At 39.0% G+C, this 19,634-nt stretch carries 21 protein-coding genes and 4 pseudogenes; 17 read left to right on the top strand and 8 right to left on the bottom strand.

Annotated features, from left to right (window positions below; translation table 11 throughout):
- The first annotated feature begins 26 nt into the window (after positions 1 to 26).
- The 6 genes and pseudogenes from msr(E) to istB all read left to right on the top strand — a co-directional run bounded on the left by msr(E) (position 27) and on the right by istB (position 6,370).
- Positions 27 to 1,502, top strand: coding sequence for an ABC-F type ribosomal protection protein Msr(E) (gene msr(E) / locus MZO21_RS13165; RefSeq protein ID WP_000052512.1), 1,476 nt, complete (start codon positions 27 to 29; stop codon positions 1,500 to 1,502).
- A gap of 55 nt (positions 1,503 to 1,557) precedes the next feature.
- Positions 1,558 to 2,442 carry an Mph(E) family macrolide 2'-phosphotransferase gene (locus tag MZO21_RS13160; protein ID WP_000155092.1) on the top strand — a complete coding sequence of 295 codons (885 nt, stop codon included), beginning with the start codon at positions 1,558 to 1,560 and terminating at the stop codon, positions 2,440 to 2,442.
- Positions 2,443 to 2,694: 252 nt separating this feature from the next.
- Positions 2,695 to 3,684: pseudogene (locus tag MZO21_RS13155) on the top strand (ISNCY family transposase); the annotation flags it as partial.
- A gap of 64 nt (positions 3,685 to 3,748) precedes the next feature.
- Entirely contained in the window at positions 3,749 to 4,453 is a 705-nt protein-coding gene (locus MZO21_RS13150; protein ID WP_005028420.1) for an IS6 family transposase, read from the top strand.
- A 124-nt stretch (positions 4,454 to 4,577) separates the two neighbouring features.
- On the top strand, positions 4,578 to 5,597 hold the full coding sequence (gene istA, locus MZO21_RS13145; protein ID WP_130128030.1) for an IS21 family transposase: 1,020 nt from the start codon (positions 4,578 to 4,580) through the stop codon (positions 5,595 to 5,597).
- The gene (istB, locus tag MZO21_RS13140) at positions 5,597 to 6,370 is read left to right on the top strand and encodes an IS21-like element ISAba8 family helper ATPase IstB (RefSeq protein ID WP_001053379.1); all 774 of its coding nucleotides are present in this window, start codon (positions 5,597 to 5,599) and stop codon (positions 6,368 to 6,370) included. The genes istA and istB overlap by 1 nt, the downstream gene beginning before the upstream one ends.
- A gap of 70 nt (positions 6,371 to 6,440) precedes the next feature.
- Here istB and MZO21_RS13135 read toward each other — a convergent pair.
- Both MZO21_RS13135 and cadR read right to left on the bottom strand, forming a co-directional pair.
- Positions 6,441 to 6,824, bottom strand: a pseudogene (locus MZO21_RS13135) (IS6 family transposase); the annotation flags it as partial.
- A 93-nt stretch (positions 6,825 to 6,917) separates the two neighbouring features.
- Positions 6,918 to 7,310: a Cd(II)/Pb(II)-responsive transcriptional regulator gene (cadR, locus tag MZO21_RS13130; RefSeq protein ID WP_000550240.1), complete on the bottom strand. Its 393-nt coding sequence runs from the start codon at positions 7,308 to 7,310 to the stop codon at positions 6,918 to 6,920.
- A gap of 89 nt (positions 7,311 to 7,399) precedes the next feature.
- Between cadR and MZO21_RS13125 the strand changes: the two genes are divergently transcribed.
- Positions 7,400 to 8,680 (top strand): cation diffusion facilitator family transporter, encoded by a 1,281-nt coding sequence (locus tag MZO21_RS13125; RefSeq protein WP_248104157.1) that lies wholly within the window; start codon positions 7,400 to 7,402, stop codon positions 8,678 to 8,680.
- Between the two features lie 216 nt (positions 8,681 to 8,896).
- Here the strand turns inward: MZO21_RS13125 and MZO21_RS13120 are convergent, their stop codons facing one another.
- Positions 8,897 to 9,211 carry a BrnA antitoxin family protein gene (locus MZO21_RS13120; protein ID WP_038350244.1) on the bottom strand — a complete coding sequence of 105 codons (315 nt, stop codon included), beginning with the start codon at positions 9,209 to 9,211 and terminating at the stop codon, positions 8,897 to 8,899.
- Entirely contained in the window at positions 9,174 to 9,485 is a 312-nt protein-coding gene (locus tag MZO21_RS13115; protein ID WP_038350243.1) for a BrnT family toxin, read from the bottom strand. The genes MZO21_RS13120 and MZO21_RS13115 overlap by 38 nt, the downstream gene beginning before the upstream one ends.
- A gap of 274 nt (positions 9,486 to 9,759) precedes the next feature.
- On the opposite strand from MZO21_RS13115, the gene MZO21_RS13110 reads away from it, so the two are divergent.
- Positions 9,760 to 10,173 (top strand): hypothetical protein, encoded by a 414-nt coding sequence (locus MZO21_RS13110; RefSeq protein WP_248104159.1) that lies wholly within the window; start codon positions 9,760 to 9,762, stop codon positions 10,171 to 10,173.
- 27 nt (positions 10,174 to 10,200) lie between these two features.
- Here the strand turns inward: MZO21_RS13110 and MZO21_RS13105 are convergent.
- A protein-coding gene (locus MZO21_RS13105; protein ID WP_089024817.1) for an IS3 family transposase occupies positions 10,201 to 11,330 on the bottom strand; the annotation gives its coding sequence in 2 pieces (ribosomal slippage) (positions 10,201 to 11,078 and positions 11,078 to 11,330; 1,131 coding nt in all).
- A 520-nt stretch (positions 11,331 to 11,850) separates the two neighbouring features.
- Here MZO21_RS13105 and MZO21_RS13100 point away from each other — a divergent pair.
- Together MZO21_RS13100 and MZO21_RS13095 are read left to right on the top strand one after the other, a co-directional pair.
- Positions 11,851 to 12,138: a BrnT family toxin gene (locus MZO21_RS13100; protein WP_000438825.1), complete on the top strand. Its 288-nt coding sequence runs from the start codon at positions 11,851 to 11,853 to the stop codon at positions 12,136 to 12,138.
- Positions 12,125 to 12,439 carry a BrnA antitoxin family protein gene (locus MZO21_RS13095; RefSeq protein WP_004728120.1) on the top strand — a complete coding sequence of 105 codons (315 nt, stop codon included), beginning with the start codon at positions 12,125 to 12,127 and terminating at the stop codon, positions 12,437 to 12,439. Before MZO21_RS13100 ends, MZO21_RS13095 begins: the two co-directional genes overlap by 14 nt.
- 66 nt (positions 12,440 to 12,505) lie before the next feature.
- Here the strand turns inward: MZO21_RS13095 and MZO21_RS15150 are convergent, their stop codons facing one another.
- A complete protein-coding gene (locus tag MZO21_RS15150; protein ID WP_348984808.1) occupies positions 12,506 to 12,652 on the bottom strand; it encodes a hypothetical protein in 147 nt (48 codons plus the stop codon).
- 130 nt (positions 12,653 to 12,782) lie between these two features.
- Here MZO21_RS15150 and MZO21_RS13090 point away from each other — a divergent pair.
- The 3 genes and pseudogenes from MZO21_RS13090 to MZO21_RS13080 all read left to right on the top strand — a co-directional run.
- Positions 12,783 to 13,591 (top strand): annotated as a pseudogene (locus tag MZO21_RS13090) (IS3 family transposase); the annotation flags it as partial.
- A gap of 80 nt (positions 13,592 to 13,671) precedes the next feature.
- Positions 13,672 to 14,801, top strand: a protein-coding gene (locus MZO21_RS13085) for an IS3 family transposase (protein WP_089024817.1) whose coding sequence is annotated in 2 segments (ribosomal slippage) — positions 13,672 to 13,924 and positions 13,924 to 14,801 — 1,131 coding nt in all. Because the reading frame shifts where the segments join, the coding sequence is not laid out codon by codon here.
- Between the two features lie 69 nt (positions 14,802 to 14,870).
- A pseudogene (locus MZO21_RS13080) lies at positions 14,871 to 15,203 on the top strand (transposase); the annotation flags it as partial.
- 53 nt (positions 15,204 to 15,256) lie between these two features.
- Here the strand turns inward: MZO21_RS13080 and MZO21_RS13075 are convergent.
- Positions 15,257 to 15,487 carry a MerR family transcriptional regulator gene (locus MZO21_RS13075; protein ID WP_248104292.1) on the bottom strand — a complete coding sequence of 77 codons (231 nt, stop codon included), beginning with the start codon at positions 15,485 to 15,487 and terminating at the stop codon, positions 15,257 to 15,259.
- A 204-nt stretch (positions 15,488 to 15,691) separates the two neighbouring features.
- Between MZO21_RS13075 and tnpA the strand changes: the two genes are divergently transcribed.
- From tnpA to MZO21_RS13055, 4 genes are all read left to right on the top strand, one after another.
- Complete coding sequence (gene tnpA, locus MZO21_RS13070) at positions 15,692 to 16,120, top strand: IS66-like element accessory protein TnpA (protein ID WP_000364662.1); 429 nt, start codon at positions 15,692 to 15,694, stop codon at positions 16,118 to 16,120.
- Positions 16,117 to 16,452 (top strand): IS66 family insertion sequence element accessory protein TnpB, encoded by a 336-nt coding sequence (gene tnpB / locus MZO21_RS13065; RefSeq protein WP_000618090.1) that lies wholly within the window; start codon positions 16,117 to 16,119, stop codon positions 16,450 to 16,452. Before tnpA ends, tnpB begins: the two co-directional genes overlap by 4 nt.
- 74 nt (positions 16,453 to 16,526) lie before the next feature.
- The gene (gene tnpC / locus MZO21_RS13060) at positions 16,527 to 18,152 is read left to right on the top strand and encodes an IS66 family transposase (RefSeq protein ID WP_046023745.1); all 1,626 of its coding nucleotides are present in this window, start codon (positions 16,527 to 16,529) and stop codon (positions 18,150 to 18,152) included.
- Entirely contained in the window at positions 18,139 to 18,843 is a 705-nt protein-coding gene (locus MZO21_RS13055; RefSeq protein ID WP_248104111.1) for a transglutaminase-like domain-containing protein, read from the top strand. The genes tnpC and MZO21_RS13055 overlap by 14 nt, the downstream gene beginning before the upstream one ends.
- 264 nt (positions 18,844 to 19,107) lie before the next feature.
- On the opposite strand, the gene MZO21_RS13050 is transcribed toward MZO21_RS13055, so the two are convergent.
- The gene (locus MZO21_RS13050) at positions 19,108 to 19,632 is read right to left on the bottom strand and encodes a plasmid replication DNA-binding protein (RefSeq protein WP_039090898.1); all 525 of its coding nucleotides are present in this window, start codon (positions 19,630 to 19,632) and stop codon (positions 19,108 to 19,110) included.
- Positions 19,633 to 19,634: the final 2 nt, after the last annotated feature.

Raw genomic sequence — 19,634 nt, 5'->3', positions numbered from 1 at the left:
CAAGAGCTAAACAGGAGTAAATAAAAATGAGTTTAATTATTAAAGCGAGAAACATACGCTTGGATTATGCTGGGCGTGATGTTTTGGATATTGATGAATTGGAAATTCACTCTTATGACCGTATTGGTCTTGTGGGTGATAACGGAGCAGGAAAGAGTAGTTTACTCAAAGTACTTAATGGCGAAATTGTTTTAGCCGAAGCGACATTACAGCGTTTTGGTGATTTTGCACATATCAGCCAACTGGGCGGAATCGAAATAGAAACGGTCGAAGACCGGGCAATGTTATCTCGCCTTGGTGTTTCCAATGTACAAAACGACACAATGAGTGGCGGAGAGGAAACTCGTGCAAAAATTGCTGCCGCATTTTCCCAACAAGTACATGGCATTCTAGCGGATGAACCAACCAGCCACCTTGATCTCAATGGAATAGATCTACTTATTGGTCAACTTAAAGCATTTGATGGAGCATTACTTGTTATCAGTCATGACCGATATTTTCTTGATATGGTTGTAGACAAGATATGGGAGTTAAAAGACGGTAAAATTACGGAATATTGGGGTGGTTACTCGGATTACTTGCGTCAAAAAGAAGAAGAGCGACAACACCAAGCCGTAGAATATGAGCTGATGATGAAGGAACGGGAGCGATTAGAATCTGCTGTGCAAGAAAAACGCCAGCAAGCTAATCGATTAGACAATAAGAAAAAAGGAGAAAAATCCAAAAACTCTACCGAAAGTGCTGGACGACTTGGGCATGCAAAAATGACTGGCACCAAGCAAAGAAAACTGTATCAGGCAGCTAAGAGTATGGAAAAGCGTTTGGCTGCATTAGAAGATATTCAAGCACCAGAGCATTTGCGTTCTATTCGTTTTCGTCAAAGTTCAGCCCTAGAACTGCACAATAAGTTCCCGATTACGGCAGATGGTCTGAGCTTAAAATTTGGTAGCCGTACTATCTTTGATGACGCTAACTTTATAATACCGCTTGGCGCTAAAGTCGCTATAACTGGATCGAATGGAACAGGGAAAACGTCCTTGTTAAAAATGATATCAGAACGTGCTGATGGATTAACCATATCTCCAAAAGCTGAAATTGGCTACTTTACACAAACAGGATATAAATTTAACACGCATAAATCTGTGCTCTCCTTTATGCAGGAAGAGTGCGAGTACACAGTTGCGGAAATTCGTGCAGTATTGGCTTCAATGGGGATCGGAGCGAATGATATTCAAAAAAACTTATCCGACTTATCGGGAGGTGAAATCATCAAACTGCTTTTATCCAAAATGCTTTTAGGAAAATATAATATTTTGCTTATGGATGAACCAGGAAACTATCTTGACCTAAAAAGTATTGCCGCATTAGAAACAATGATGAAGTCCTATGCAGGAACTATTATCTTCGTATCTCATGACAAGCAATTGGTCGATAATATTGCTGACATTATCTACGAGATCAAAGACCACAAAATCATCAAGACTTTTGAGAGAGATTGTTAATGATAGCCAATCTAATCCGAACATTAATTATTGAACTCTTTAAAGGAAATTAAAAATGACAATTCAAGATATTCAATCACTTGCTGAAGCACACGGCTTGTTGCTTACGGACAAAATGAATTTCAATGAAATGGGCATTGATTTTAAGGTCGTTTTTGCTCTTGATACAAAGGGGCAACAATGGTTGCTGCGTATTCCTCGTCGTGATGGCATGAGGGAACAAATCAAGAAAGAAAAACGCATTTTAGAATTGGTAAAAAAACATCTTTCTGTAGAGGTTCCTGATTGGAGAATTTCATCTACAGAATTAGTGGCTTATCCCATACTTAAAGATAATCCTGTTTTAAATTTGGATGCTGAAACCTATGAAATAATTTGGAATATGGACAAAGATAGCCCGAAATACATAACATCTTTGGCAAAAACCTTATTTGAAATCCATAGTATTCCTGAAAAAGAAGTTCGGGAAAATGATTTGAAAATTATGAAACCTTCAGATTTAAGACCTGAAATAGCAAACAATTTGCAGTTAGTAAAATCTGAAATTGGTATAAGTGAGCAATTGGAAACCCGCTACAGAAAATGGTTGGATAATGATGTTCTATGGGCAGATTTCACCCAATTTATACATGGCGATTTATATGCTGGGCATGTACTAGCTTCAAAGGATGGAGCTGTTTCAGGCGTTATTGATTGGTCAACAGCCCATATAGATGACCCAGCGATTGATTTTGCTGGGCATGTAACTTTGTTTGGAGAAGAAAGCCTCAAAACTCTAATCATCGAGTATGAAAAACTAGGGGGTAAAGTTTGGAATAAACTATATGAACAGACTTTAGAAAGAGCAGCGGCCTCTCCTTTGATGTATGGTTTATTTGCCTTAGAAACTCAAAATGAAAGCCTTATCGTTGGAGCAAAAGCTCAGTTGGGAGTTATATAATTTAAAAATATGATTGCTGAGAACTGCCTTGTTTTGAAACTTGGTTGGCTTTAATTAGTTTTTAGTATTCTTTATAGAAAATGCCTCGATCAAGGGGCATTTCTAACAATCATTTAACATAAAATTTCTTATGCGAAATTACATATGTAACTCCAAAATAGAAATGTCCGGTTTCTCCAAAGTAAAAATGTCCGCTTTTAGAATATGCACTTCTGCAATTTCCTTAGCGGACGGTTTGATATGTTGGTGTCTATGTCGGATAAAGAACTTAAACGATTGTCGGTCTTGCAGGAAATCTGCGATCAACGCATAACTCAATCCCAGGCTGCTCAGCTACTTCATATTTCAGAACGTCAGATCAGACGCTTACTGCAGAAATACAAAGCTCAAGGTCCATCTGCATTAGCCCATGCCGGTCGTGGCCAAATCAGCAATTCTAAACTTCCTGAAGAACTCAGACTCAAGTGCCTCAATATTGTTTCTGACCAACTGCATGGTTTCGGACCCACTTTAGCGCATGAAAAGCTTACCACCGTACATGGATTCGATCTTTCAGTAGAAACCCTGCGTTCTTGGATGATTGCAGCTGACTTATGGATGCCTAGATCCAAGCGCCTGAAACGACCGTATCAGCCTCGTTACAACCGGGATTGCTTTGGTGAACTGATCCAAATTGATGGCTCACACCATGACTGGTTTGAAGGACGCGCTGCTAAATGCTGTCTGCTGGTGTTTATCGATGATGCTACAGGAAAATTGCAGCATTTACGCTTCTGTGAGTCAGAATCAACCTTTGACTATATGATTTCAACACGCTTATATGTCGAACAGCACGGTAAGCCTTTAGCGTTTTACAGCGACAAACATTCAGTCTTTAGAGTGAATCAAAGCAGCAAGAAAGACACCAAGATTACCCAGTTTGGACGTGTACTCAGCACCCTGAATATCGATATCATCTTCGCTAATTCACCGCAGGCCAAAGGCCGTGTGGAACGGGCCAACAGAACCCTTCAGGACCGTCTGATCAAGGAGATGCGCCTGAAAGGCATCTGTTCGATTGAGCAAGCTAATGTCTGGCTACCCTGCTTCATTGAGGAGTTCAATCAGAAGTTCGCCAAGATGGCTTTTAATCCTAAGAATCTACATCGGTCTATCACTGAAACAGCCGAAGAATTAGATGATATTTTTACTTGGCGTGAACCCCGCAGAGTCACGAATAGTCTGACGATTACTTATGATAAATGGCACTGTTGCAAATAGGCTGACATGATAAGCTAAATATCTTATTTATTTCGAGATACAGCAGATGAATCCCTTCCACGGTCGGCACTTTCAAGGTGAAATCATTCTTTGGGCTGTTCGTTGGTATTGTAAATATGGCATCAGCTATCGTGAACTTCAGGAAATGCTGGCCGAACGTGGAGTGAATGTTGATCACACCACAATTTATCGCTGGGTTCAGCGTTATGCTCCAGAAATGGAAAAACGTTTACGTTGGTATTGGCGTAATCCTACAGATCGACATTTATGGCATCTGGATGAAACTTACGTAAAAGTGAATGGCAAATGGGCATATCTATACCGTGCAGTTGACCAACGTGGCCATACTCTTGATTTCTATCTTTCTGCTAGACGAAATACCCATTCAGCTTATTGTTTTCTTGGAAAAATTTTAAATAATGTGAAGAAGTGGCAAATTCCACAAGTGATCAACACGGATAAAGCACCCACATATGGACGTGCTTTATCACGGTTAAAACGGGAAGGTAAATGTCCACCAGACCTTGAGCACAGGCAGATTAAGTATAAAAATAACGTGATTGAATGTGATCATGGCAAGCTAAAGCGGATCATCAGGGCCACATTAGGATTCAAATCTATGAAGACGGCTTATGCCACAATTAAAGGTATTGAAGTCATGCGTGCACTACGTAAAGGACAAGCATCGTCATTTTATTATGGTCAGCCTCAGGGTGAAGTGTGTCTAATCAACAGGGTTTTCGGTCTCTAAGTACTTTTTAAAGGGAACATCATCGACTCAAATCTCTATTTGCAACAGTGCCAAAATGACCCCCTAATGGCATTTAAAAACTGACCCCCTTGGTTAATATAGCGGTCATTTTGGACTGCTCAACATGTTAACTTTGGAGCAAGCAGTGACAATCCAAATACTTCATCAACAAGGTAAATCTATTAAAGCCATTAGTCGTGAACTGGGGGTGTCCCGAAATACCGTACGTAAATATTTACGGCAGAAGGAAACACCTCAGTATCGGCGTACACAACCTAGAACAAGTATTCTTGATCCATATAAACCCTATTTACTCAAACGTGTAAACGCAGCTCATCCTGAATGGATTCCTGCTGTTGTGCTCTACCAGGAAATTTTAAGGTTGGGATATCCAGGAAAGATCAGGATCTTGAGGGAATATCTTGCAACATTAAAACCAGTTGCTAAACCGGAACCGATCATTCGTTTTGAAACCCAACCTGGCCAACAAATGCAGGTAGATTTCACCACGATTCGACGCAACAACTCGACTTTAAAAGCCTTTGTCGCAACATTAGGGTATTCCAGAGCGACTTTCGTGAAATTTTATGATCATGAACGTACCGATGCATGGATCGATGGTCTGGAAAATGCATTTCAGTTCTTTGCAGGAGTACCTCAGGAAATCCTGTTTGATAACGCTAAAACGATCATGATTGAACGGGATGCCTATCAGGAGGGGCAGCATAAATGGAATCCCAAACTGCTCGACTGCGCCAAGAAATACAGCTTTCGTCCTCGCGTATGTAAGCCCTACCGTGCACAGACCAAAGGCAAAGTTGAACGCTTTAATGGATACCTCAAATCAAGCTTTATTGTGCCATTGAAAGCAAGCCTGAAGACTTCGGGTTTACTGTTAGATGTTGATGTCGCCAATGCCCACATTGGCCGGTGGCTGCATGAAACCGCCAATCAGCGGATTCATGCCACCACGCAAGAAAAACCGGCTGTTCGACTGCAACAGGAGCAGCAAAAATTTACGCCATTACCGCAATCAGATACAGGTTCCAGCACTGTACCTGTTGCAGCAGCACAGCATGTCATGCCCTACGAGAGTTTGCAGCATCCCTTATCTGTATATGACCAGTTGCTGGGAGTTTCCTGATGAATCTGCAATACGACCGTATAGAGCAGCTTTGCCAAAAGCTCAATCTGCCTGCCATCGCATCACAATGGTCACATCATGCACAACAAACATTAGGTCAAGATGGAAGTTATGCCGACTTTGTTGAAGCTATCTTGACGCATGAATATGCTGCCAGGCAACAGCGCAGCCAGCAGGTACTGATGAAACTCTCAGGCCTGCCTCAAGTCAAAACCCTGGAAGACTATGATTTTAATTATGCCCTAGGGGCCCCTAAATCACAGGTGATTGAACTGTTCAATCTGAGCTTTATTGCTAGAGCAGAAAATGTGGTGTTTCTGGGGGCTAGCGGAGTAGGAAAAACGCACTTATCTATGGCATTAGGCTATAAGGCCATCATGAACAACATTAAGATCAAGTTCATTACCGCCGCCGATCTCATGCTGCAACTGAGTACAGCCTATCAGCAAGGTAAACTGAAAACCTATATGCAACGTGCGGTACTGGGACCAAAGTTACTGATTATCGATGAAATTGGTTATTTACCGTTTGGACGTGAAGAAGCGAATCTGTTCTTTAACGTGATTGCCAAGCGTTATGAAAAAGGCAGTACGATATTGACGAGTAACTTACCCTTTAGCCAGTGGTCCAAATCCTTTGCAGATGATGTCACGTTGACCGCTGCGATGTTAGATCGGTTATTACATCACTGTCATGTGGTACAAATATCGGGTGAGAGTTATCGTTTGAAGGATAAAAAAAGAATTGGGATTCAGCCCCAGGTTGAAACTTAATACGCGATCAAAGGGGTCAATTTTACTTTGCCATTTGTAAGGTGAAAGGGGTCAATTTTAGAATGCCGTTGACAACGTTATTTTTATACTTAATCTGCCTGTGCTCAAGGTCTGGTGGACATTTACCTTCCCGTTTTAACCGTGATAAAGCACGTCCATATGTGGGTGCTTTATCCGTGTTGATCACTTGTGGAATTTGCCACTTCTTCACATTATTTAAAATTTTTCCAAGAAAACAATATGCTGATTTGGTATTACGTCTAGAAGAAAGATAAAAATCAATGGTATCGCCACGTTGATCGACTGCACGATACAGATAAGACCATCGTCCATTCACTTTTACATAGGTTTCATCAATATGCCACGAGCTCAGATCTGTAGGATTACGCCAATACCAGCGCACAGCCCAAAGAATGATTTCGCCCTGAAAATGCCGACCATGGAAAGGATTCATATGCTGCACCTTTAGCTAAAACAGTCTTCAGCTTACCATTCGTGGTTATTTGCAACAGTGCCGATTTTTTGAAAAAAGCATAGGTCTAGATAATCAAGCTAGATTTTTTAAAACTCCACATTGGTCAATTGTACATAAACCATCACAAGTACCTCTTAAATCAGATAGTTGTTCAATAAGCTTTTGTTGCTTGATTATATTTTCTCTGATAGCACTGACATGTAAGTCAATTAATTCATTCACATCTGAACAATTTTTCTCAGGTTTGTCTTTATAGGTAAGTAATTGACGAATTTCATTCAAACTCATATTTAAAGTTCGGCAATTCAAAATAAATTTAATTCGCTCAACATAGCCTACATCGTAAAGGCGGTAATTTCCTTCCGTTCTTTCCGGTTCCGGAATTAAACCTTCCTTTTCATAAAACCTAATTGTTAATACTGAACATGAGGTTTTTTTAGAGAGTTCACCAATTTTTAAATGCATTGAGTTAGTATTTCCAAAGATTCTTGACTCTATAGTAACTATAGGGATTCTAATATTCAAAGTTTATAATTTTTTTAATGGGTATAATTATGAGTGGTTGTGGATGTAGTAAAGAAACACCATGCGAAGATAAGAAATCTCAACAAGAAAATCATCCATCAATTGCAGAAGCAAACAATTCAAAGAATTGTGATAATACGCTTAGCTGTTGTGGTGAAGAGGAAGAAAAAAAATCTTCATCTCCTTGCTGTAACACTTCAAACAGTTGTGAAGATACCGCTCAATCCTGTTGTGGTTCTGATCCCAAAGAAAATTTAAGCACTGAAGACGTTTTAAAAAATTCGCACTACATGAGTGAATACTTAGTTCCCAAAATGGATTGTTCTGCGGAAGAACAGATGGTTCGTATGGCGCTATCTTCAATTGATGGTGTTCAAAAACTCATCTTTGATTTACCTAACCGTTATTTAAAGGTTCTACATAATCAAAAAGATGAAAATATAACCACCAAACTTGAAGCTTTGGGTTTTGGTGCAAAGCTTGTGAAGACTGAAACTTATATAAGCAATCAACAGGCTAAGCAAACAAGTACCTACACCATTCCTAAAATGGATTGCTCTGCTGAAGAGCAAATGGTCCGTATGGCTCTTGCAGATATTGAAGCAGTTAAAGGTCTTACTTTTGATCTTCCCAATCGAAAACTGAAAGTCTTCCATAATGAAGGGATTCAGCAAATTACGGCTAAACTCGAAGGACTGGGTTTTGGGGCGAAACTTGATGAAACACAGCTTTCTTCAGGCGATATACCTAATGAACCTGATCCTGTGAGACAAGCTAAAGTACTTAAACTGTTATTAGGTATTAATGCTCTACTTTTCTTTATAGAATTCATCAGCGGTATTATTGCTGCGTCTACAGGATTGATTGCTGATTCTCTAGATATGTTTGCCGATGCAGCCGTTTATGGTATTGCGCTATATGCCGTCGGAAAAGCTGCGAAATATCAAATAAAAGCAGCCCATTTCGCAGGTTGGATTCAGTTATTACTTGCTGTTATCGTGATTGTTGATGTCATTAGACGATTCATGTTTGGAAGCGAGCCAGAATCAACGCTCATGATTGTTATTGGCCTGCTCGCACTTATAGCTAACGTGACATGCTTATATCTTATTTCTGGTCATCGAGAAGATGGCGCACATATGAAAGCCAGTTGGATTTTCTCGGCGAATGACGTTGTCGTAAATATGGGCGTTATATTTGCCGGTGTACTCGTGGCGTGGACGGGATCAGCTTATCCAGACTTAATCATTGGCATACTGGTTTCTTTATTCGTACTTAATGGTGCCCGAAAGATTTTGGCTTTGAAGTAAGAGTATCGAAAATGAATCTATTTGGCACTATTGCAAATAACCACGAATGGTAAGCTGAAGACTGTTTTAGCTAAAGGTGCAGCATATGAATCCTTATGTCTTAAAAGCATGTAATTTTTAGTATTAAAAATAGCCCTCTGTTGAGGGCTATTTAACATAAAATCTCTTATGCGAAACACAACAACAACACAAAAATGGGAGCCTAAGCTCCCATTTTTATTGATGATTTTTTAATTCTTTAAGCATGGCATCCCGTAAAATTTTATTCATTCGTGTTTGATAGCCTTTGCCTTGGGCTTTTAGCCACTGCATGACATCTGCATCGATGCGAACCGTAGTTACTTGTTTAGTCGGCTTGTAAAATGGATTTTGCACTGCATTTTTCCAGAAGCTGTCATCAAGTTCAGGAATATCTGAAAAATCGATTTCACTGTCTGGACGTTTAGCTAACGCTTCCAGTCTTGCCTTTTGTTCTTCAGACAAAACAGGAGGATTATTCAAATCCATTTTGTAGGTAACGGTTTTGCTCATATTGTTTCCTCTCTTTTTTCTCTGCCTGTCGTGCTGAAATAATACGGATATGATCAATCCCATTATGATCTTGTACAGTATGAGCCACCAATAAAACTGTCTGCCCGTGTACGAGACCTATCGCTTGCCAACGATATTCACCATTTTCAAAGCGATCCTGTTTGAAGACGGCATGAGCATCATAAAAAACTAAGGTTGCATCTTCAAAAGCTACACCATGTTTTTTGAGGTTTGTTTCTGCTTTATGCTCATCCCATGAAAACTCAATTTCCATAGTTGCATCGCTTTTTGTTAATACAAAAATGTTAATACAAAATTGTAAATTTTGCAAAGTTGTTCCATTTTTTATTGGCAAAATATTACAGAATCGAACATAAAAAAGCCGCTTTGTTTCAAAATCGGCTTTTTGGGCATTTTTGGCTTTTTAAGTTTTTATTAAGTATCTGATATTTATATTAATATACAAGTGTATTGCGTATAACCGCCATTATGTTAAGTTAATCAAAATTCTTAATGCACCAAAACCTAAAAATTTAAATGGAGTAAAAATGACTTTAAAGGGGTTAGATATTCAAGAAGATTGTATCAAAGCTATTTCTAATGAATCTTTAATATTTGATATTAAGAATAAAGAGTTTTTAGAGGATATAGAAAATCTTTTATTACAGTATTTTCAAAATTTTAGTAATGATTTAAATGGAATTGAGTTTGATAATTTTTCTGTGGAGTTTTGGTTCGATGCAGGACAATTGATTATTTATCCTGAAAAAGATTTATTAGATCGTAAACCCTTTGAATCTGAATATGATTTAGATAGATTAGACCCTTATTTTTATCTAGTTTGTGAAGAATATAGGATATATTTTGATGACTTAATATCTCGAAAAGTAAGCGATCAAGTATCTGAAAAAGAAGCTATTGATGTGGTTCCGTTAATTAGACCACTCAATCTAGTTTTATAAGTGATAAATCCGCTCTAAATATTTAAATTATGCTGCCATTACTTTTGGTAAATGTCGATCATAAAATTCATTTGGTGTTGCCTTATTCAAGCTTGAATGAGGACGTATCGTGTTATAAAAATCCAAATATTCAGCAATTGATTGTTTTGCTTGTTTAACCGTATCGTAAGCCTTCAAATAGACTTCCTCATGCTTCACACTGCGCCATAAACGCTCAATCATTACATTATCCATCCATCGTCCTTTCCCATCCATACTGATACGGATATTTCGCAATTTTAACTCATTCAAAAATGCCTCGCTTGTGAATTGACTGCCTTGGTCTGTATTAAACACCTCTGGACAACCATATTTCACAATTGCTTCTTGCAACGCATCTATGCAAAAGTCTGTTTCCATACTGATCGATACACGATGAGCCAGTACTTTACGACTATGCCAATCTATAATTGCACACAGATAGACAAAGCCTTTAGCCATAGGAATGTACGTGATATCTGTACACCAGACTTGATTAGAGTGATCGATGACCATGTTTTTCAACAGATATGGGAAAATACGGTGTGCAAGATTAGGCTTACTGGTATTGGGTTTTGGATACAAGGCATGTATTCCCATCAAGCGCATTAAACGTCGGACTTTACGCCGACCTATTTTATGTCCTTGACGCTGTAGCATATCTCTTATCATTCGACTGCCCATAAATGGGTAGTCGAGATGAATTTCATCGATTAGACGCATCAAACTCAAATCAGTTGATGAAATCTCTTTGGGCTTGTAATACAACGTACTGCGATTGATTTGAATCAATTGCGATTGTTGTCGTACCGAAAGTTGATGGGTCTTATCGATCATTTTTTGCCGCTCAGCTGCCCTATTTTTCTGAGCGCACCTTCTAAAAAATCAATTTGCAATGCCTGATGTCCTATCTTGGCATGTAGAGCTTTGAGGTCAATCTCAGGTTCTTGTTGTGCTGTTGGTCGTGAAAAAATATTGATTGATTGCTCAAGCAGTTGATTTTTCCAATCAATTATTTGGTTTTGATGTAAGTCGAATTGAGTAGAAAGTTCAGCGAGTGTGTGGTCGCCTTTAATTGCTGCGAGAGCAACTTTAACTTTAAACTCTGCTGAATGATTACGACGTTTTCTTCGTGTCATGGTTGACTCCAAAAACAAGCATTTCCCATGCTTATTGGGGAGTAGATTATCACTTATAGGCGTGGTCTAAAATCCTAGAACCACATCACTATTTCTAAAACTAATGACGTAATTGATTGTGTAAGCAAAGCTATAAAAAATATAAATGATGAAAACAATCTTTTAAAGATGTTAGGCAGGCCTAAATTAGAAATAAGATATTTCGGTGTAACGAAAGAAGAACTTTTAGCAAAAGAAATTCTCGTGAAATGAAGTAGATATTTTTGTCGTATTAAGGAAAACTAAAATTAACATAATGGGCGTTATACGAAATGCACAAATTGAAAAATATAAAAATCAAAAACTTATGATATAAATTATTTGCTCGATGATGTTCAAAAGCCGACTTGGAAACAAGTCGGCTTTTTTATGAGCAGTTTTGATAGTTCTTGCCAATAAATTTGACTAAAAATTACGCTTCTCAACTTGAGTTATACAATTTTGTGATACATTATTGTATATACAAATTTGAATGTTTTTTATGGAACAGTATTTTGAATGGGATGAGGCTAAGAATCGAAAGAATCAGAAAAAGCATGATATCTCTTTCGAAACTGCAAGCCTTGTTTTTGAAGATCCATTACGGATCTCAATCCAAGACAGACATACCGATGGTGAAGAACGTTGGCAAACCATTGGACGAGTTAAAGGCGTACTAATGTTATTGGTGGCTCACACCATTTTTGATGAAGATGACTGTGAAATCATACGAATCATTAGTGCAAGGCAAGTGACTAAAGCGGAGCGAAACAAATATGAGCATGGTTAGATACTCACGCAAAGAGCTGAATGAGAAATTTGGTGAGAAGCAAGATGCTGAAATTCAACGCTTGCTTGCTAAAGGCACGGTTCCTGATGATCAGCTAGATCTATCAGATATTCCTGAAATTACCGATTGGAGCAGTGCTGTACGCCAAAATCAATTTTACCGCCCAGTGAAGCAACAAACTTCAATTCGGTTAGATGCTGATGTACTTGCTTGGTTCAAAGCACAAGGCAAAGGTTATCAAACACGAATGAATGAAATTTTACGGGATGCTATGCTGAAAGAATTAAAAAATCATCAATAAAAATGGGAGCTTAAGCTCCCATTTTTGACTTCGCATAACGCCCATTATGTTAAATTGAGGGGAATTTCAGCTATTCATTTCTAATTTTTTGATGATATAACAGTTCTCAATTTTACGATTATCCCCACAAAGATTTTCTAAGTCATCTAATTGTTTCTTGAAGGAGGTTAATTGCTTAATTCTATTATCTAATTCTTTTGTATGTTTTTTTATAAGGTTATTTACTTTAGTACAATTTTGATTAGGAGTTTCTAATGATGTGGTTCTAGGATTTTAGACCACGCCTATAAGTGATAATCTACTCCCCAATAAGCATGGGAAATGCTTGTTTTTGGAGTCAACCATGACACGAAGAAAACGTCGTAATCATTCAGCAGAGTTTAAAGTTAAAGTTGCTCTCGCAGCAATTAAAGGCGACCACACACTCGCTGAACTTTCTACTCAATTCGACTTACATCAAAACCAAATAATTGATTGGAAAAATCAACTGCTTGAGCAATCAATCAATATTTTTTCACGACCAACAGCACAACAAGAACCTGAGATTGACCTCAAAGCTCTACATGCCAAGATAGGACATCAGGCATTGCAAATTGATTTTTTAGAAGGTGCGCTCAGAAAAATAGGGCAGCTGAGCGGCAAAAAATGATCGATAAGACCCATCAACTTTCGGTACGACAACAATCGCAATTGATTCAAATCAATCGCAGTACGTTGTATTACAAGCCCAAAGAGATTTCATCAACTGATTTGAGTTTGATGCGTCTAATCGATGAAATTCATCTCGACTACCCATTTATGGGCAGTCGAATGATAAGAGATATGCTACAGCGTCAAGGACATAAAATAGGTCGGCGTAAAGTCCGACGTTTAATGCGCTTGATGGGAATACATGCCTTGTATCCAAAACCCAATACCAGTAAGCCTAATCTTGCACACCGTATTTTCCCATATCTGTTGAAAAACATGGTCATCGATCACTCTAATCAAGTCTGGTGTACAGATATCACGTACATTCCTATGGCTAAAGGCTTTGTCTATCTGTGTGCAATTATAGATTGGCATAGTCGTAAAGTACTGGCTCATCGTGTATCGATCAGTATGGAAACAGACTTTTGCATAGATGCGTTGCAAGAAGCAATTGTGATGTGGTTCTAGGATTTTAGACCACGCCTATAAGTGATAATCTACTCCCCAATAAGCATGGGAAATGCTTGTTTTTGGAGTCAACCATGACACGAAGAAAACGTCGTAATCATTCAGCAGAGTTTAAAGTTAAAGTTGCTCTCGCAGCAATTAAAGGCGACCACACACTCGCTGAACTTTCTACTCAATTCGACTTACATCAAAACCAAATAATTGATTGGAAAAATCAACTGCTTGAGCAATCAATCAATATTTTTTCACGACCAACAGCACAACAAGAACCTGAGATTGACCTCAAAGCTCTACATGCCAAGATAGGACATCAGGCATTGCAAATTGATTTTTTAGAAGGTGCGCTCAGAAAAATAGGGCAGCTGAGCGGCAAAAAATGATCGATAAGACCCATCAACTTTCGGTACGACAACAATCGCAATTGATTCAAATCAATCGCAGTACGTTGTATTACAAGCCCAAAGAGATTTCATCAACTGATTTGAGTTTGATGCGTCTAATCGATGAAATTCATCTCGACTACCCATTTATGGGCAGTCGAATGATAAGAGATATGCTACAGCGTCAAGGACATAAAATAGGTCGGCGTAAAGTCCGACGTTTAATGCGCTTGATGGGAATACATGCCTTGTATCCAAAACCCAATACCAGTAAGCCTAATCTTGCACACCGTATTTTCCCATATCTGTTGAAAAACATGGTCATCGATCACTCTAATCAAGTCTGGTGTACAGATATCACGTACATTCCTATGGCTAAAGGCTTTGTCTATCTGTGTGCAATTATAGATTGGCATAGTCGTAAAGTACTGGCTCATCGTGTATCGATCAGTATGGAAACAGACTTTTGCATAGATGCGTTGCAAGAAGCAATTGTGAAATATGGTTGTCCAGAGGTGTTTAATACAGACCAAGGCAGTCAATTCACAAGCGAGGCATTTTTGAATGAGTTAAAATTGCGAAATATCCGTATCAGTATGGATGGGAAAGGACGATGGATGGATAATGTAATGATTGAGCGTTTATGGCGCAGTGTGAAGCATGAGGAAGTCTATTTGAAGGCTTACGATACGGTTAAACAAGCAAAACAATCAATTGCTGAATATTTGGATTTTTATAACACGATACGTCCTCATTCAAGCTTGAATAAGGCAACACCAAATGAATTTTATGATCGACATTTACCAAAAGTAATGGCAGCATAATTTAAATATTTAGAGCGGATTTATCACTTATAAAACTAGATTGAGTGGTCTAATTAACGGAACCACATCATTGTGAAATATGGTTGTCCAGAGGTGTTTAATACAGACCAAGGCAGTCAATTCACAAGCGAGGCATTTTTGAATGAGTTAAAATTGCGAAATATCCGTATCAGTATGGATGGGAAAGGACGATGGATGGATAATGTAATGATTGAGCGTTTATGGCGCAGTGTGAAGCATGAGGAAGTCTATTTGAAGGCTTACGATACGGTTAAACAAGCAAAACAATCAATTGCTGAATATTTGGATTTTTATAACACGATACGTCCTCATTCAAGCTTGAATAAGGCAACACCAAATGAATTTTATGATCGACATTTACCAAAAGTAATGGCAGCATAATTTAAATATTTAGAGCGGATTTATCACTTATAAAACTAGATTGAGTGGTCTAATTAACGGAACCACATCACTAACTCCTCACATAGAGACTCTATATCTTTAATAGAGATACCTAAACTTCTACAATTTAATATAAAACTTAATTTATCTAATGAACCTTGATCATAATACCTATAATTATTGATAGCCTTCATTTTTGGCAATAAAAGCCCCTTTTTTTCATAAAATCTTATAGTGTCTATAGTTGTTTCTGCTTTCTTTGCTAATTGGGAGATACTTAACATTCTATACACCATTGACCTTAGTCTTGAACCATAGTTTTTAATCTAAAAAAACTAGTGAGAGATAGGTATGAATAACTTAATCAAAGAAACTTTAATACTAGATTACAATAGCTTAGTTATACAGTAAGCGTCCGCTGAACCCCACTTTTTCTAACTCATTAATACCGCGATAGTGTCCACTTAAATTTAAGTGGACACCTATTTATGGATTTAAAGACAGTTATAGACAGTGCACCAACGCTAAAAAAGCCCCGTCGAACCTTCACAGCTGAATTTAAACATCAACTTATTCAGCAATGCCAGCAGCCAGATACATCAGTGGCCAAGGTAGCAATGCAACATCAGATCAATGCCAATCTGCTACATAAATGGATTCGTCAGTCCAGATCAATGCCCCCTGCATTAAAAACCCCATCCATTCCACAGACTGACTTTCTTCCGGTCATTCTTCACCCGACTCCAGTCAAACAAGAAGCACCTCTACCACCTGTGCCAGAGAAGAAAGCTGTCGCTCATATCAGGATTCCATTACATGAGGCACCAAGTTCCGCAAGGGATCAGATGATCGAGATCGACTGGCCGGTGGAGTCAGTAACTGAATTACTGTTGCTGATCCAGGGTTTGACTCAATGATTCGTATTGATGAGATCTGGTTGTCTACCCAGCCGATGGACATGCGTGCAGGGATGGATACAGCCATGGCTCAGGTGCTGAGAGCCTTTGGCTACATCAAACCGCATTGCGCTTACCTGTTCTGTAATAAGCGTGGCCATCGTATGAAAGTGCTGGTGCATGATGGACTGGGTATCTGGCTGTGTGCCCGGCGGCTGGAACAGGGGAAATTCCACTGGGCTAAAGTTCACCAGGGTGAAAGTATGGCGATCAGCCCGGAGCAGTTACAGGCACTGATCCAGGGTTTGCCCTGGCAAAGAATCGGACTGCAGCAAGTGGTAACAATGCTCTAAACCAGGCTCATCCATTCTGCTATTCTCCAAACGTTCTATTTCCTCTGCATCATGACCTCAGGCATACTGCGGTCATGAATACGCTGCCTGACTTAAGCCAACTGACCCATGAACAACTGCTGGAATTTACCCGGCAGTTGGCGATGCAGCATCAGTCTCTAGCACAATCAAACCAGCAATTAGATGCCAGAGTTCAACATCTTGAAGTCACCAATCAGCAATTAGATTCTAAAGTTCAACATCTTTCTATTCTCAATCAAAAATACGAGCATGAACTGGCGCTGTTTAAAAAGCACAAATTCGCCCAAAAGAATGAACACTTAACGGCAAAACAAATCCATCTGTGGGATGAAGCGGTTGAAGAAGATATTGCCGCGGTTGATCTAGAACTGGAACGGCTAAATGCAGATAAAACCAATGCAGCGACACACAAAGCCAAAACCAATAAACCTAAACGTCGACCACTGCCAGATCATCTACACACCATCCGTATTGAGCATGAACCTGCATCAACCCAATGTGCTTGTGGATGCCAACTCCGGCGTATCGGCGAAGATGTCAGTGAAAAACTGCATTTCAGACCGGCACAGTTCTATAAGGAACAGCATGTGCGTGGTAAATGGGTCTGTGATCAGTGTGACACCCTGACTCAGCAAGCGATGCCCGCCTATGTGATTGATAAAGGCATTGCTTCACCTGAACTGCTCAGCCATGTTTTGGTATCGAAATATGCCGATCATTTGCCGCTGTACCGTCAACGTCTGATCTATCAGCGGGCGGGAATCGAACTTTCTAGATCAACTTTATCTGACTGGATAGGTCGCTGCGGTGTAGAACTGGAACCTCTGGCCAATGCCTTAAAAGAGGTGGTACTACAACAGCAGGTGCTGCATGCAGATGAAACACCGGTCACCATCATGCGGATGGGTGAGAATGATAAAAAACCGAAGAAAGGTTATGTCTGGGCCTATGCCACTACACAGTACAATCCAGTTCAGGCGGTGATCTATGACTTTCAGGATAGTCGTTCAGGCCAGCATGCTGCAGAGTTCTTGAAAGGCTGGCAGGGTTATCTAGTCTGTGATGATTACAGTGGTTATAAAGCACGCTTTAAATCAGGCCAGGTCATAGAGGTGGGCTGCATGGCCCATGCACGTCGTAAATTCCATGAACTGCATGTAACTGGGAAAAGTCAGGTCGCTGAACAGGCATTAGTGCTGATTCAGAAATTATATGCGATAGAAGCAGAATTAAGAAAAAAGACGGATGGTACAGCGGAAGACCGCTGCGAATACCGACAACAGCATAGTCAACCGGTCATGCAACAACTATATGAATGGCTCAACCAACATCAGCTGACGGTGCCATCGAGTTCTCCAACCGCCCGGGCGATCAATTACAGCCTAAAACGTTGGACTGCTTTAAGCCGCTATCTGGATGATGGCAATCTACCCATTGACAATAATTGGATAGAGAACCAAATGCGTCCCTGGGCCTTGGGGCGTAAGAACTGGCTATTTGCAGGTTCGCTGCGCAGTGGTCAACGAGCTGCCAATATCATGACTTTAATCCAGTCAGCAAAGCTGAATGGCTTGGATCCGTATGCCTATTTAAGTGATGTGCTGAAAAGGTTGCCAACACATAAAGTGCCCCAAATAGAAGAATTACTACCTCACCGCTGGAAACCTGAACCCCGTTAAAACTTGGCGATGGCGTTCAGCGGATGCTTACGTTATACAAGATTTAATTAATTCTAGACAATGGAAAGAGTTGAATGATGTTGAGAAAGTTAAGAGTATTTATAATTTTGTTCGAGATGAGATTAAATTTGGGTATAACTCCAGTGATGATATAAGAGCTTCTCAAGTACTGAAAGATGGGTATGGTCAATGTAATACTAAATCTACATTACTAATGGCTTTATTAAGAGCTGTAAATATTCCTAATAGACTACATGGCTTTACAATTGATAAGGCTTTGCAAAAAGGAGCAATTACTGGAATATGGTATGAATTATCACCATCAAATATTTTACATACTTGGGTAGAAATATATATTGAGGAAAAATGGTTCAATCTTGAAGGCGTAATATTAGATAAAATATATCTTCAAAAATTGCAAAGTATCAATAGTCATAAAACAGCTACTTTCTGTGGATATGGCGTATATACGGACAATTTTTTAAATCCTCCTATTGAATGGAATCTAAATGATACATACATTCAAGATAAAGGGATAAATCAGGATTTCGGTATTTTTGAGAGCCCTGATGATTTTTATAAAAAACATAGACAAGAATTAAGTTTTTTCAAAAAATTGATGTATATCTATATCGTTAGACACTTAATGAATAGGAATGTAAAAAAAATTAGAAATAGAGCATGCATTTAATTCATAAGTTTCTCTAAAATTAACATAATACACCTTATACGAAACGTCCAAAAAATTTCCTTTTAAAACAATGTTTTATATCTGTAAAAACAGCCTAAGCACGCTCTCTTAGGCTGTTTTAGCAATTTTTCTTGTTCCACGCTCAATAAGTAAGCAATGTTCCACGGTTTTATTCAGTTTTAATAAACCTCATCCGGTTTTTTGATGAGTCATTATTTCATGTGCTTGCACTGAAATTGGCTCATCAAAAAATTGGAGTCCTGGCTAACCATAAGGAAGGAAAAAACGGCTCAGGAAGCCTCTCTTTTTAGGTTCAGGCTCAACGTGTTCTGGGACAGGGATACGTTTGTTCTCTGGAGTAGTCAATCCGTCATCTTTAGGTGGAACGACTATTACCTCTTCCTTCATTTCTACAATGGGAGCTGATTGAGGGAGTTCGAGTTCACTAGGGTCTTGAATCTTTGGTTTGGGTGCTTCCAGTAGACGTTGCATCGTCTCAATTTGATTTTGATAAAAGGATTCACGCTCTTTTGCATCATCAAGCTGATTTTTCAGCATGTCTATCTGTTGCCTAAGTAGTAAAACTTCTGCCGAATTTGGACTGTCTATTTTTACAGATTCTTTTACATCTAGTTTTTTTGAAGGTTCGCCAAAAACACGGATAGCTTCAGCCAGATCAATTTTATTATCAGAATTTTTACTTAAAATTCCTTTCTTTATGTTGTTGTAAATCGTTTGTCTATTGATATTGTAAAGCTTAGAAAGCTCAAGAACTGTAAGGCTTTTCATGC

It is taken from the genome of Acinetobacter portensis, assembly GCF_023158935.1.
Lineage (GTDB): Bacteria > Pseudomonadota > Gammaproteobacteria > Pseudomonadales > Moraxellaceae > Acinetobacter > Acinetobacter faecalis.
This window is presented reverse-complemented; position numbering and strand designations above follow the sequence as displayed.

Bases quoted from the DNA above. Each gene is read 5' to 3' on its own strand.
- MZO21_RS13160 (WP_000155092.1), top strand. From the start codon at position 1,558: ATGACAATTCAAGATATTCAATCACTTGCTGAAGCACACGGCTTGTTG.
- MZO21_RS13150 (WP_005028420.1), top strand. From the start codon at position 3,749: ATGAATCCCTTCCACGGTCGGCACTTTCAAGGTGAAATCATTCTTTGG.
- istA (WP_130128030.1), top strand. From the start codon at position 4,578: ATGTTAACTTTGGAGCAAGCAGTGACAATCCAAATACTTCATCAACAA.
- istB (WP_001053379.1), top strand. From the start codon at position 5,597: ATGAATCTGCAATACGACCGTATAGAGCAGCTTTGCCAAAAGCTCAAT.
- cadR (WP_000550240.1), bottom strand. From the start codon at position 7,310: ATGCATTTAAAAATTGGTGAACTCTCTAAAAAAACCTCATGTTCAGTA.
- MZO21_RS13125 (WP_248104157.1), top strand. From the start codon at position 7,400: ATGAGTGGTTGTGGATGTAGTAAAGAAACACCATGCGAAGATAAGAAA.
- MZO21_RS13120 (WP_038350244.1), bottom strand. From the start codon at position 9,211: ATGAGCAAAACCGTTACCTACAAAATGGATTTGAATAATCCTCCTGTT.
- MZO21_RS13115 (WP_038350243.1), bottom strand. From the start codon at position 9,485: ATGGAAATTGAGTTTTCATGGGATGAGCATAAAGCAGAAACAAACCTC.
- MZO21_RS13110 (WP_248104159.1), top strand. From the start codon at position 9,760: ATGACTTTAAAGGGGTTAGATATTCAAGAAGATTGTATCAAAGCTATT.
- MZO21_RS13100 (WP_000438825.1), top strand. From the start codon at position 11,851: ATGGAACAGTATTTTGAATGGGATGAGGCTAAGAATCGAAAGAATCAG.
- MZO21_RS13095 (WP_004728120.1), top strand. From the start codon at position 12,125: ATGAGCATGGTTAGATACTCACGCAAAGAGCTGAATGAGAAATTTGGT.
- MZO21_RS13075 (WP_248104292.1), bottom strand. From the start codon at position 15,487: ATGTTAAGTATCTCCCAATTAGCAAAGAAAGCAGAAACAACTATAGAC.
- tnpA (WP_000364662.1), top strand. From the start codon at position 15,692: ATGGATTTAAAGACAGTTATAGACAGTGCACCAACGCTAAAAAAGCCC.
- tnpB (WP_000618090.1), top strand. From the start codon at position 16,117: ATGATTCGTATTGATGAGATCTGGTTGTCTACCCAGCCGATGGACATG.
- tnpC (WP_046023745.1), top strand. From the start codon at position 16,527: ATGAATACGCTGCCTGACTTAAGCCAACTGACCCATGAACAACTGCTG.
- MZO21_RS13050 (WP_039090898.1), bottom strand. From the start codon at position 19,632: ATGAAAAGCCTTACAGTTCTTGAGCTTTCTAAGCTTTACAATATCAAT.